This is a genomic window from Mesorhizobium sp. M0227 (assembly GCF_040321855.1).
Lineage (GTDB): Bacteria > Pseudomonadota > Alphaproteobacteria > Rhizobiales > Rhizobiaceae > Mesorhizobium.
In genome coordinates, this window is the sequence record NZ_JAMYSJ010000039.1 from 1 (window position 1) to 12,611 (window position 12,611).

Below are 12,611 nucleotides of genomic sequence, written 5' to 3' on the forward strand. Positions count from 1 at the left end.
AAGGGCTGGCCCCTGTGCAATACAGGAACCAGCCCTTAAACCTACCAACTCAATGAACCGTCCAACTTTATGGGGTCAGTTCATTCATCCCGGCCTTTTTCATGCCAATCCTGCCTCGATCAGCACGAAGCGCAGCCGCTCCTCGACCGTCGCCAAAGGCAGCGGGACGGTTTCATAGCCCAGTTCCGTGTAGACGCCGACCAGCGCATGGTGGGTACGCTCGGCCTCGTCGAGCGTCTGCTTGCGCTCTTCATCCTGCGCGAAGATCTCCGGCCATAGCGGGGCGACGAAGACACGCTGATGATAGCGGAAGCGCTCGGCGGCAGCGGTGGCGTGTTCGGATACCGGCAGGCCGCTCAGCCTGAGATAGCCGAGCGTGTCCGGAACGCCACGATCGAAAAAAACAGGACGCCCGGTCTGTTCTTGCGCAATTTGATACGAGCGCATCTCCCATGACAGCATCAACTCGGCGAACAGGGCGCGATCACGCCAGGGCAAAGCGGGTCCGCCAATGTCGGACTGGTCGCGGATGATGCCGCGCCCGGCTTCCGCCGAGGTGGCAAAGCCTGCGTGCGCAGGGCTTCGATCAAGGTGGTCTTGCCGGAACCAGGACCGCCGGTCAGCACAAAGAAGCGATCGGAATCGTTTTGCATGTTTTGTCCATGGAGGGAGCACGCGGCCGGCGCCTTCGCGGCGAAGCTGCCACTGCGCATGCTGCATATCGGAGGAGGGGAGAAGTGGAGGTTTCTGTTGCCAGGTACCTCCGAACCCCGCCTAGAAGTGCGAACCTCTAGGGCTTGATTTGAAGCTATCGCACCGCTTACGCGGCGAGACGTGCTTCCGCATAGTTGTCATTTGCAACTACAGGTTTAGCCCGATGACGGTGGTACCATGCCGGGCAAAAGTACGATCTTTACACCTTCGTCGATCCTATTTCGCCCCCAGCAAAAACCGCTCTGTCATCAGCAGCGGCTTTTGGTGGAGGCGCCGGGTACCGCCCCCGGGTCCGAACGGCTTATTTCATCGCCCATTTATCGCCATAGTCGGTCAAGCCGACAAACCGAATATAGGGGGCCATCGCAAGAAATGGAAGGCCGCAATGGCACTTTGTCCCCCTGACAAAACCGCAAGTCCAAAGGGTTGACTTGGGCGCGGTCTCAACCGAAGCTTTGCCCCGGTGAGGAGTTACCGACCTAGCGCACATGTTGCAGCAGCGCGCCACAGCCCTCATCGATCGGATCCGTGGCGCCGACGAGGGGAATTTTGATGGCCGACTATCTTGCAGACGTGAAGAAATACGATGCCGGCGCCAGTGCTGATGCGGTTGAAAAGATCGTCAAGCACCTAGGCATCGCGCTCAGGAACCGCGATTCCTCGCTGGTATCCTGCACCGACCCGAAGGAACTCGGGCGTGTCAGGGACAACTGGGTCGCCAAGAAGCTCGGCATCAGCGATGCAGCGAAGGCCGATGCATCCATCGAGAAGACTTGCAAGGCAATGGCTGCCGACAACACCAAGAGCCGGGTGACTTTCTACTACCTCGTCGCGAAGGACCTGGGCAAGCTCGGCTCCCTCTGACGACCGCGCTTCAATTCGCAGGGCTGGCGCGGTCCATGCGCCAGCCCTGATGTTGTTGGGGACTGGCGGGCTTCGGGCAGGGCTTGCGCTGCTTTGTGGTGTTCGATTGCCTGTCCGTAAGCTATGATGGCTGGACAACCGAATCGAGCCGGAACCGATGCGCCAGTATCTCGACCTCCTGCAGCACGTGCTGGACAACGGCGCCGATCGCGGCGACCGCACCGGCACCGGAACCCGCTCCGTCTTCGGCTACCAGATGCGTTTCGACCTGGCGCGCGGCTTTCCCGTCACCACGACCAAGAAGTTGCATCTCAAGTCGATCATCCATGAGCTTCTGTGGTTCCTGGCCGGCGATACCAACATCAAATACCTCACCGACCATGGCGTTTCGATCTGGGACGAATGGGCCGACGAGAATGGCGATCTCGGCCCGGTCTACGGCAAGCAGTGGCGTTCCTGGCCGGATGGCCATGGCGGCTCGATCGATCAGATCGCGAATCTCCTCAAGGAGATACGCAAAAACCCTCAATCGCGGCGGCTGATCGTTTCGGCATGGAATCCAGCCGAGGTGGAAGCGATGGCGCTGCCACCCTGCCACTGCCTTTTCCAGTTCTATGTTTCGGAAGGGCGGCTCTCCTGTCAGCTTTACCAGCGGTCGGCCGATATCTTTCTCGGCGTGCCGTTCAACATCGCGTCCTATGCCCTGCTGACCGTGATGGTGGCGCAGGTCACCGGGCTGAAACCCGGCGATTTCGTCCACACACTTGGCGATGCGCATCTCTACTCGAACCATTTCGAGCAGGCGCGCGAACAGCTGCGGCGCACGCCGAGGGCGCTGCCGACGATGTGGATCAACCCCGAGGTGAAGGACCTGTTCGCCTTCCGCTTCGAGGATTTCCGGCTGGAAAACTACGTCGCAGACGCGTCGATCAAAGCGCCGATCGCGGTCTAAGGCCGCAAATTTCAGTCGATGCCGACCATCACGTCCGAGGCCTTGACCACGGCATAGGCCTGCTTGCCCTTTTGAGCTTGAGATCGGCGACGGCCTTGTTGGTGATCGAGGCGGTGACGATGGCGCCGCCACCGATGTCGATCGTGACATGCGAGGTGGTGGCTCCTTGACGATCTCGGCGATCGTTCCCCGGAGGGGATGTTGCGGGCACTGATCTTTCCAGGGTTTCTTTGCCGGTCTTTCCAGGACAATTGGTGTCGTACGGACGCTTTCATGGGGCGCCGGGCCTTCCCTTGTTATATTCATGCGGATATATCGGTCGGAGACTTAGGGCTGACTAGCTTTCAAACCGAGGAGAGTTCCCATGCTGCGCAAAGGTTTTGGATCGAGGGCGATCGCCATTGGTGGCTTCGCTGCGGCGCTGATGGCAGTCGTGCCGGCAGCACATGCGGAAGACAAGGTGGTGGTGTTTGCCGCGGCCAGCCTCAAGGACGCGCTCGACGCCGTGAACAAAGCCTGCGAGGCCGATGTCGGCGAGGCGGCGACTGTCTCCTATGCCGCGAGTTCGGCGCTGGCCAAACAGATCGAGGGCGGGGCGCCTGCCGACGTCTTTATCTCGGCCGATCTCGACTGGATGAGATATCTCTCCGACAAGAAGCTGACCAAGCCGGACACCGAAGTGAAGCTGCTCGGCAATGAGATCGTGCTGGTGGCGCCGAAGGACTCGGCGGTCGACACCAGGATCGAGAAGGGCTTTGACCTCGCCAAGCTGATCGGCGACGGCAAGCTCGCCATGGGCGATTTCAAGGCGGTGCCGGCCGGCAAATACGGCAAGGCCGCACTTGAATCGCTCGGCGTCTGGTCTTCGGTCGAAGGCAAGGTGGCGCAGGCCGAAAACGTGCGCGCGGCGCTGAAGCTGGTTTCGACGGGTGAAGCAGCCCTTGGCATCGTCTACGCCACTGATGCGCATGCCGAAAAGGGCGTCAAGGTGGTCGGCACCTTCCCGGAGGATTCGCATCCGCCGATCATTTATCCGGTTGCCCAGACCGCCGATTCGAAGGACAAGGATACGCCGGCTTTCCTGAAATGCCTGCAGTCGGCCAAGGCGGCCGCGCTGTTCAAGGATCAGGGATTTACCGTGCTCGCGCCGAGCAACTGAGTTCCAAGGGGCACTATGAACTGGCTGCTGGACCTCACTCCCGACGAATGGAATGCGGTTCGGCTGTCCATCAAGGTGGCAACGGTGGCGATGCTCGCCAGCCTGCCGCCAGGCATCTTGATTGCGCTGCTGCTTGCCCGGGGACAGTTCTGGGGCAAGACCGTTCTCAACGGGCTGGTGCATCTGCCGCTGATCCTGCCGCCCGTGGTGACCGGCTACCTGCTGCTGCTCACCTTCGGCCGGCGCGGCCCGGCCGGCGCCTTCCTGGCAGAGCATTTCGGCATTGTCTTCTCCTTCCGCTGGACAGGCGCGGCGCTGGCCTGCGGCGTCATGGGCTTTCCGCTGATGGTGCGGGCGATCCGGTTGTCGATCGAGGCGGTGGACCGCAAGATGGAAGCGGCGGCGGGAACGCTCGGCGCCAATTCGCTCTGGGTTTTTGCCACCATCACGCTGCCTCTGATCCTGCCCGGGCTGATCGCCGGCGCCATCCTCGCCTTCGCCAAGGCGATGGGCGAGTTCGGCGCCACCATCACCTTCGTCTCCAACATTCCCAATGAGACGCAGACATTGCCGTCGGCGATCTACACATTCACGCAGGTGCCGGGGGGCGATGAAGGGGCGCTCCGCCTGACGCTGATCTCCATCGTCATCTCCATGGCCGCGCTGGTGGCTTCGGAGGTGCTGGCGCGGCGTGTCGGCCGGCGACTGGACATCGAATGAGCGTTCTCGTCGACATCAGTCATCGGCTCGGCGGTTTCGCCATCGACGCCCGCTTCGAAAGCGCCGGGCGGCTGACGGCGCTGTTCGGAGCGTCGGGGTCGGGCAAGACGACGCTGATCGACATGATTGCCGGGCTGATCCGGCCCGACAAGGGACGCATCGAGGTCGACGGCCGTGTGCTGGTCGATACCGGTGCCGGCATTTTCGTGCCGAAGCACAAGCGCCGCATCGGCATGGTGTTCCAGGACGCACGGCTGTTTCCGCATATGAGCGTTGCCGGCAATCTGCGCTACGGCCGCTGGTTCACGCCGCCGGCGGAGCGCTACGCCGATATCGATGCCGTCGTCGACCTGCTCGGCATCGGGCCGCTCATGAACAGGCGGCCGGCAAAGCTCTCGGGCGGCGAGAAACAGCGCGTGGCGATCGGCCGGGCATTGCTTGCCAGCCCCAGACTGCTGCTCATGGACGAACCGCTGGCCTCGCTCGACGAAGCGCGCAAGGCCGAAATCCTGCCCTATGTCGAAAGGCTGCGCGACGAGACGAAAATCCCGATCGTCTATGTCAGTCATTCGGTCGCCGAAGTGGCGAGGCTGGCCAGCGACGTGGTGATGCTGGCGCAGGGCAATGTCGTTGCCAGCGGGCCGACCGAGGCGGTGATGCAAAGGCTCGACCTGTTGCCGGCGGAGGAGCGCGGCGAGGGGGGCGCCGTGCTGGACACCAAGGTGCTGCGTCACGACGAGACTTTCGGTATGACCGTGCTCGGCTCGGCCGCGGGCGAGCTCCGGGTGCCACAGCTGGCGATGAAAACAGGTACGCCGGTGCGCATCCGTATCCGCGCCCGCGATGTGATGATCGCCACCGAAAAGCCGAGGGGGCTCAGCGCGCTCAACATTCTGCCGGGAACCATTACCGCGATGAGCCCCGGCGAAGGGCCTGCGGTCGAGGTCGGTATCGACTGCAATGGTGCAACCGTGCTTGCCCGCATCACCGAACAGTCGCGGCAGGCGCTGAAGCTCCATCTTGGCGGCAAGGTTTTCGCGGTGATCAAGACGGTGAGCTTCGATCGGGCGAACACCGGCGCCGGCCTGCCCGCCGAGGTGGATGGGTGATCCCGCTATGTCTTTTTGGAATAGCGGTTTCGCCAGGGAGCTTCTAGTATGAGGTTGGACCGCGGAGAGTAATGATGCCGTCGCTGAGCTTGCGGATAAATCTCGACCCCGACGGGCGCGTCGGGCCGGGCAAGATCGAACTCCTGGAACAGATCGCCGCCTTCGGCTCCATTTCGGCCGCCGCGCGCGGCATGGAGATGTCCTACAAGCACGCCTGGGACCTGGTCGAGGACATGAACCGGGTGTTCGGCAAGCCGCTGGTGGCGGCACAGACCGGTGGCCGCAAGGGCGGCGGCGCGCAACTGACGGCTGTGGGGCTGGCGGTGGTCAGCCGTTTTCGCGCCATCGAGCGGGCGGCGGCTTCGGCGGCAGCGACGCATATGGAGGCATTGCAGGCGGAGATTGATGCTGGGTGAGGGGGAAGGGAGTAGGGGAGTAGGGGAGTAGGGGAGTAGGGGAGTAGGACTTATTGCTTTTCACCGGGCTTGCGCAGCAAATAGCTGTCCATGATCCAGCCCTTCTGCCGACGAGCTTCCTCTCGAACCTTTTCGATCTCTGCGCCGATGTCACCGATCCTGCCGGAGAGAGTGATCTCGTCTTCCGTTCCGAGATAGGCGCCCCAATGGATGACGACATCCTTGTCTACAAGCGTGTTGAAAGCGCATTTGCCGTCCAGCAGCACGACCGCGCTGCCGGCATTGTCCGGCATGCCTTCCTCGGTCAGGCGGCGGCCTGTGGTGATGAGCACGGAATCGCCAATGAGGTTCAGCGCCATCTTGTGGCTGGCGGCAAGTGCCTGGACGGCGGTGATGCCGGGGATCACCTCAAGCTCGAACGCCACATTTCCTCGCAGGCGCACGCGCTCGAGGATGCGTAACGCGCTGTCATAGAGCGAAGGATCGCCCCAGATCAGGAAGGCGCCGCAGCCGTCGCCTGCAATCTCGTCGCGGATCAGGCCTTCGTAAATGGTGGCGATGGCTTCATGCCAGTCATCGACGGTCGAGCGGTAGGAGGGGGCCGGCCCATCTTCTACTGGCCCATCTTCCATTGGCAGGTCGCGCAACGGCACGTCGAATTCGACACGGCGTGATTTCGGGTTGGTGACGAAGCGGTCGCATATCCGGCGGCGCAGTTCGGCCAGTTCATTTTTTTTCGCGCCCTTGTCGGGAATGAACAGCACATCCGCCTGGTTCAGGCCTGATATGGCCTGAACGGTCATGTGGTCGGGATTGCCGGAGCCGATGCCGATGACGAGAAGCTTGCGCATGGGCGAACTCCTGCCCGATCGGAACCCGTTAGTCCAGACCGCGCTGGCGCGTGTCCAGACCGCTGCTGGGTGTCCAGACCGCTTGCTCCAGGCCCTTTTTGGTGCGCTAGCGGATGCGGAAGGGCTTTGAAACGCCACATTGAAACGGCTAGGGTCCTGCAGGCATTCTAGCCGAGGGGGCTTCCATGTTGCGATATGTTCTGACCGCCGTGCTGGCCCTGTCGCCCGCGCCCGCCTTCGCCAATGATTCGGTTGCCGAACTTGGCACTGGCGGGCTGATCCTGTCGCGCAGCGATGCCGTGGCGATGCAAAGCGAGGACCTCTTCATCTCGCCGGAAAAGGTCACGGTCGACTATGTCTTCCACAACAACACCGATCGCGATGTCGAGGCCATCGTCGCCTTCCCGATGCCCGACATATCGGGCAATCCCGAAGAAATCCCGGCGATTCCCGAAAACCAGAGCGACAATTTCCTCGGCTTCGAGGTGACGATCGACGGTGTCGCCGTCAAGCCGCAACTGGAGCAGAAGGTGTTTGCGCTCGGCATCGACATCAGCGCCGAGATGAAGGCGCAAAACGTGCCGTTCTATCCATTCGGCGATGCGGCGAAGGCGGCGCTGGCCAAGCTGCCGCAAGCGGTTGTCGATGACTGGGTCGACCGCGGCATCATCATCGAGGACACCGGCAGCGACGGCACCGAGACGACCAAGGTCTACACGCCGTTCTGGCAATTGCGTTCGACCTACTGGTGGCGCTCGACCTTTCCGGCCAACAAGGACGTCCATGTTTCCCACCATTACAAGCCGAGCGTCGGCGGCACGTCTTCAGTCAGCTTCTTCTACGACGGCAAATTCCAGGGTCAGTATGCGGCCTACAAGGCCCGCTATTGCATGGACGACACATTCGAGAGTGCGGTGCGCAAGGCGGCGAAGAACGACCCTGACGGCTACCCCAAATATGTCGAGAACCGCATCGCCTATATCCTGACCACCGGCGGCAACTGGGCCGCCGGCACAATCGGAAAGTTCAAGCTGACGATCGACAAGGGCAATCCGAAAGCCCTGGTCTCGTTCTGCGGCGACAATGTCAAAAAAACCGGACCGACGACATTCGAGATGACGGCGGATAATTTCTACCCCGAGCGCGACATCGACATCCTGATCCTCGAGCCAACGGACGACAATTGATGCATGTCGCAATTTACGTTGCCATCGCCGAGAACGGCGTGATCGGGCGGGACGGCGGGCTCCCGTGGCGGCTCTCCACCGATCTCAAGCGCTTTAAGGCCGATACGATGGGCAAGCCCATCATCATGGGCCGCAAGACCTATGAGGGCATCGGCCGGCCGCTGCCGGGCAGGTTGAACATCGTCGTCACCCGCGACAAGACCTGGCGCGCCGAGGGCGTAGAGGTGGCACATTCGCTCGAAGCCGCGGTCCAACTGGCGACGGTGCGCGGGCGCCGCATGGTCGGTGTGGACGAGGTGTGCGTCATCGGCGGCGGCGAAATCTATGCCCAGGCCATGCTTCTGGCCGATCGGCTGCATGTCACCCATGTGCTGGCAGCGGTCGAAGGCGACGCGCATTTCCCGCCGATCGATCCTGATTCCTGGCGTATTGTCAGCTCGCACGACGTCCCGGCCGGGGAAAAGGACAGCCACCCGACGCGCTATTCGGTTTACGAGCGGCGTCGAGAGAGACATTGACTGAAAAAAGGGGCATTGAAGGAAGACAAAGGGTCGCGACCGGACAAATCGGACGAAGTCGGCAGCGCATCGCGTTGAAAGCGCCTCGTGGCGTCCCTATAGAAGAACAATACTGGATTTTGCGCCGTAATACCGGCGCTTGAGGGAATTCCAAGCGAAAGGACATTCATGCCCTGGAACGATAAAAGCGGCGGTGGCGGCGGCCCATGGGGCGGCGGCGGCAACAATCAGGGGCCCTGGGGGCAGGGACCAAAGGGACCGAGCGGGCCACAAGGCTCGCCTCCCGATCTCGAAGACATTATCCGCCGCGGCCAGGACCGGCTGCGGCGCGCTCTTCCGGGTGGCGGCGGCGCGAGCCCGGCCATCTTCGCGCTGATCGCGGCTGCACTTGTGGTGCTGTGGGCGTTCAAGGCGGTTTATACCGTGCAGCCCGACGAGGTCGCGGTCGAACTGCGCTTCGGCAAGCCGAAGACCGAACTGTCGCAGCCTGGCCTGCATTTCCATTGGTGGCCGCTCGAAACCGTCGAGACGGCCAAGATTTCCGAGCAGCTCGTCGATATCGGCGGCGGCGGCGCGACAAGTGGCAACACGTCCGGGCTGATGCTTACCGGCGACCAGAACATCGTCAACGTCCAGTTCTCGGTGGCCTATCAGGTCTCCGACCCGAGCGCGTATCTCTTCGATGTGTCCGATCCCGACGGCATGCTGCGGCAGGTTGCCGAAAGCGCCATGCGTGAAGCCGTCGGCCGCCGGCCGGCGCAGGACATCTTCCGCGACGACCGCCAGGGCATTGCCGCCTCGGTGCGTGAAATCATCCAGACGACGCTGGACGGCTACAAGGCCGGTCTCAACGTTAACGCCGTCTCGATCGAGGATGCGGCACCGCCACGTGAAGTGGCCGATGCGTTCGACGAAGTGCAGCGCGCCGAGCAGGACGAGGACAAGTTCGTCGAGCAGGCCAACCAGTACTCCAACCAGAAGCTCGGGCAGGCGCGCGGCGAGGCCGCACAGATCCGCGAAGACGCGGCCGCCTACAAGAACCGGGTCGTGCAGGAAGCCGAGGGTGAGGCGCAGCGCTTCATCTCGGTCTATGACGAATATGCCAAGGCGCCCGATGTAACGCGCAAGCGCCTCTACCTGGAAACCATGGAGAAGGTTCTGAAGGATTCGAGCAAGGTCATCGTCGAGCAGGGCAACGGGCAAGGGGTCGTTCCCTATCTGCCGCTGCCGGCATTGCAGCCGAAAGCGCCGGCACCCGCTGCGCCCAGTGGCGTTACGGGAGGTAACCAGTGATGGCCAACCGTCTTCCCATCATCGTCGTCGCAGCAGCGGTTATCCTGTTCCTGCTCTATTCGTCGGTCTTCGTGGTCAATGCGCGTCAGCAGGCGCTGGTGCTCAGGTTCGGCGAGATCGTCGACGTCAAGAGCGAACCCGGCATCTACTTCAAGGCGCCGTTCTCGTTCTTCGACGCCGATACGGTGCAACTGATCGAGAACCGGGTGCTGCGCTTCGACCTCGACAACATCCGCGTCCAGGTCTCGGGCGGCAAGTTCTATGAGGTCGATGCCTTCATCGCCTACCGCATCTCGGATCCGCGGGTCTTCCGCTCCGCCGTGTCCGGTCAGATCGAATTGGCCGAGGCCCGGCTCAGGACGCGTCTCGACGCTGCCTTGCGCCGTGTCTATGGTCTGCGTGATTTCGAGGCAGCACTCTCCGAAGAGCGCGGCGTGATGATGCGCGAAGTCCGCGACCAGCTCAGGCCCGATGCCACATCGCTCGGCCTGCAGATCGAGGATGTCCGCATTCGCCGCACCGATCTCACGGCCGAAGTCTCGCAGCAGACCTTCGACCGCATGAAGGCGGAACGCCTGGCGGAGGCTGCCCGGCTGAGGGCGCGCGGCAATGAAGCGGCACAGCGCATCACGGCCCGCGCCGATCGCGAAGTGGTCGAGATTGTCGCCGAAGCGCAAAAAGAGTCGGAAATCCTGCGCGGCGAGGGCGAAGCCCAGCGCAGCGCCACCTTCGCGGGAGCCTATCAGCGCGATCCGGCCTTCTTCGACTTCTACCGGTCGATGAACGCCTATGGCACGGCGCTGGACAACACCGGAACGACGATGGTGCTTTCGCCGAACTCGGAGTTCTTCCGTTTCTTCCGCAATCCCGACGGCGGCGAGGGGCCGGCAAAGCCGGCTTCGCCTGCGCCAAACGCTCCGGCGACGGCACCCGCCGCGCCGGCACAGCCCAGCACCGGCCAGTAGCGGCCGGTGCAGGATTTTCTTGCCGCCATGGGCCTGGTCCTTGTCATAGAGGGTCTGGTCTATGGCGGTTTTCCCGGCCTGGCCAGGAAACTTGCCACCGAAGTGCTGTCGCTGCCCGAGAACGCGCTGCGGATCGCCGGGCTGGCGGCGATCGTGATCGGCGTCGGCATCGTCTGGCTGGTACGAGGCGCATGACGGCTGCGATGATTTATCCTCTGCCGATAGTCATAGCCGCAAACGTGCCGTATTTTTTGCCAACATGGCGTGACGCGGCGTTTTCGTCGAAGCGCTTTTCTTTTCAAGGATACCGGGAGGCTTCTCGATGACATCCAATACAATTCTGTGCGCGGCTCGGCGGACATTCATCGCTGGCGCGGCGGCACTTCTTGTCAGCGCCGTCGCTGTCCCGTCCTTCGTGACGCCGACATTTGCCGCCGATGGACCCGCTTCGGTCGCCGATCTGGCGCAAGGCCTGCTCGGCGCGGTGGTCAACATATCCACCTCGCAGACGGTCAAGGGCACCGAAGGCCCGGGCGCCGTGCCGATGCCGCAATTGCCCGAGGGGTCGCCCTTCCAGGATTTCTTCGACGATTTCTTCCAGAACCGCGGCGGTGACAAGGACAACGGCTCGCAGAAGGTGCAGTCGCTGGGCTCCGGCTTCGTCATCGATGCCGAGCAAGGCATCGTCGTCACCAACAACCATGTCATTGCCGATGCCGACGACATCGAGGTCAATTTCTCCGATGGTGTCACCTTGAAGGCGACGCTGGTCGGCACCGACACCAAGACCGATGTCGCCGTGCTCAAGGTCGATCCGAAAGGCCACAAGCTGACGGCGGTGAAGTTCGGCGATTCCACCAAGATGCGCGTCGGCGACTGGGTGATGGCGATCGGCAATCCGTTCGGCCTCGGCGGCACGGTGACGGTCGGCATCGTCTCTGCCCGCAACCGCGACATCAATTCCGGCCCCTATGACGACTTCATCCAGACCGATGCCGCGATCAACCGTGGCAATTCCGGCGGACCGCTGTTCAACAGCGCCGGCGAAGTCATCGGCATCAACACGGCGATCATTTCGCCTTCCGGCGGTTCGATCGGCATCGGCTTCTCCATCCCCTCGCAGCTCGCGTCCGGCGTCGTCGACCAGTTGCGCCAGTTCGGCGAGACGCGGCGCGGCTGGCTGGGCGTGCGCATCCAGCCGGTGACCGACGACATCGCCGAAAGCCTCGGCATGGCGACCGCCAAGGGCGCGCTGGTCGCCGGCGTGATCAAGGGTGGCCCGGTCGACAATGGCACCATCCAGGCGGGCGATGTCGTCATCAAGTTCGACGGCAAGGACATCCATGAGATGCGCGACCTGCCGCGCGTTGTCGCCGAAAGCCCGGTCGGCAAGGCGGTCGATGTGCTCATCGTGCGCAAGGGCGTCGAGCAGACCGTGAAAGTGACGCTCGGCCGGCTCGAGGATGGCGAAAAACTCGCCAGCGGCGAGGAGGGTGGCAATACCGACCAGGACAAGAGTGACAAGGCTCCGGCCGTTTCGACGGCTTCGGTGCTCGGCATGACGGTCGGTGAACTGAACGACGAAACACGCAAGAAGTTCAGCATTGCCGCCGATGTTTCGGGCGTCGTCATCACCGATGTCACCAAGGACTCTGCCGCCGCCGAGCGCGGCATCCAGCCGGGCGAGGTGATCACCGAGATCGCACAGGAATCGGTCGCGACGCCCAAGGATGTCATGGACCGGATCGGCGCCTTGAAGGAACAGGGACGCAAGAATGCGCTCTTGATGCTGGCATCGAAGACCGGTGAGCTCAGGTTCGTGACGATCCGGATGGACTGAAGTCAGCAGCCCGCAGGCATATT

At 62.7% G+C, this 12,611-nt stretch carries 13 protein-coding genes, 1 other RNA gene and 2 pseudogenes; 12 read left to right on the plus strand and 4 right to left on the minus strand.

What is annotated here, in order from left to right:
• Nucleotides 1-99: 99 nt before the first annotated feature.
• Nucleotides 100-653 (minus strand): annotated as a pseudogene (locus tag NKJ00_RS29750) (AAA family ATPase).
• An 83-nt stretch (nt 654-736) separates the two neighbouring features.
• Nucleotides 737-1,096: a transfer-messenger RNA gene (ssrA, locus tag NKJ00_RS29755) on the minus strand.
• A gap of 170 nt (nt 1,097-1,266) precedes the next feature.
• Here ssrA and NKJ00_RS29760 point away from each other — a divergent pair.
• Complete coding sequence (locus tag NKJ00_RS29760) at nt 1,267-1,578, plus strand: DUF2853 family protein (RefSeq protein WP_023813086.1); 312 nt, start codon at nt 1,267-1,269, stop codon at nt 1,576-1,578.
• Nucleotides 1,579-1,735: 157 nt separating this feature from the next.
• A complete protein-coding gene (locus NKJ00_RS29765; protein ID WP_128306071.1) occupies nt 1,736-2,530 on the plus strand; it encodes a thymidylate synthase in 795 nt (264 codons plus the stop codon).
• 11 nt (nt 2,531-2,541) lie between these two features.
• Here the strand turns inward: NKJ00_RS29765 and NKJ00_RS29770 are convergent.
• A pseudogene (locus NKJ00_RS29770) lies at nt 2,542-2,781 on the minus strand (TOBE domain-containing protein).
• 113 nt (nt 2,782-2,894) lie between these two features.
• Here NKJ00_RS29770 and modA point away from each other — a divergent pair.
• The 4 genes from modA to NKJ00_RS29790 all read left to right on the plus strand — a co-directional run bounded on the left by modA (nt 2,895) and on the right by NKJ00_RS29790 (nt 5,934).
• Complete coding sequence (modA, locus tag NKJ00_RS29775) at nt 2,895-3,689, plus strand: molybdate ABC transporter substrate-binding protein (protein WP_128306070.1); 795 nt, start codon at nt 2,895-2,897, stop codon at nt 3,687-3,689.
• Between the two features lie 15 nt (nt 3,690-3,704).
• Nucleotides 3,705-4,409, plus strand: coding sequence for a molybdate ABC transporter permease subunit (modB, locus tag NKJ00_RS29780; protein ID WP_024501415.1), 705 nt, complete (start codon nt 3,705-3,707; stop codon nt 4,407-4,409).
• A complete protein-coding gene (modC, locus tag NKJ00_RS29785) occupies nt 4,406-5,518 on the plus strand; it encodes a molybdenum ABC transporter ATP-binding protein (RefSeq protein ID WP_128306069.1) in 1,113 nt (370 codons plus the stop codon). Before modB ends, modC begins: the two co-directional genes overlap by 4 nt.
• Nucleotides 5,519-5,592: 74 nt before the next feature.
• Nucleotides 5,593-5,934, plus strand: coding sequence for a winged helix-turn-helix domain-containing protein (locus tag NKJ00_RS29790; RefSeq protein WP_023813079.1), 342 nt, complete (start codon nt 5,593-5,595; stop codon nt 5,932-5,934).
• Between the two features lie 50 nt (nt 5,935-5,984).
• Here NKJ00_RS29790 and cobF read toward each other — a convergent pair whose 3' ends face one another.
• Nucleotides 5,985-6,785 (minus strand): precorrin-6A synthase (deacetylating), encoded by an 801-nt coding sequence (cobF, locus tag NKJ00_RS29795; RefSeq protein WP_352632301.1) that lies wholly within the window; start codon nt 6,783-6,785, stop codon nt 5,985-5,987.
• 185 nt (nt 6,786-6,970) lie between these two features.
• Between cobF and NKJ00_RS29800 the strand changes: the two genes are divergently transcribed.
• From NKJ00_RS29800 to NKJ00_RS29825, 6 genes are all read left to right on the plus strand, one after another.
• Entirely contained in the window at nt 6,971-7,972 is a 1,002-nt protein-coding gene (locus tag NKJ00_RS29800; protein WP_352632303.1) for a DUF4424 domain-containing protein, read from the plus strand.
• Nucleotides 7,972-8,490, plus strand: a complete 519-nt coding sequence (locus tag NKJ00_RS29805) for a dihydrofolate reductase (protein ID WP_128306066.1) — start codon at nt 7,972-7,974, stop codon at nt 8,488-8,490. Before NKJ00_RS29800 ends, NKJ00_RS29805 begins: the two co-directional genes overlap by 1 nt.
• Before the next feature lie 168 nt (nt 8,491-8,658).
• Complete coding sequence (gene hflK / locus NKJ00_RS29810) at nt 8,659-9,783, plus strand: FtsH protease activity modulator HflK (protein ID WP_023813074.1); 1,125 nt, start codon at nt 8,659-8,661, stop codon at nt 9,781-9,783.
• Nucleotides 9,783-10,748: a protease modulator HflC gene (gene hflC / locus NKJ00_RS29815; protein WP_128305778.1), complete on the plus strand. Its 966-nt coding sequence runs from the start codon at nt 9,783-9,785 to the stop codon at nt 10,746-10,748. The genes hflK and hflC overlap by 1 nt, the downstream gene beginning before the upstream one ends.
• Before the next feature lie 6 nt (nt 10,749-10,754).
• Nucleotides 10,755-10,943: a DUF2065 domain-containing protein gene (locus NKJ00_RS29820; RefSeq protein ID WP_023813072.1), complete on the plus strand. Its 189-nt coding sequence runs from the start codon at nt 10,755-10,757 to the stop codon at nt 10,941-10,943.
• A gap of 127 nt (nt 10,944-11,070) precedes the next feature.
• The gene (locus tag NKJ00_RS29825; protein WP_352632306.1) at nt 11,071-12,588 is read left to right on the plus strand and encodes a DegQ family serine endoprotease; all 1,518 of its coding nucleotides are present in this window, start codon (nt 11,071-11,073) and stop codon (nt 12,586-12,588) included.
• Nucleotides 12,589-12,611 lie beyond the last annotated feature (23 nt).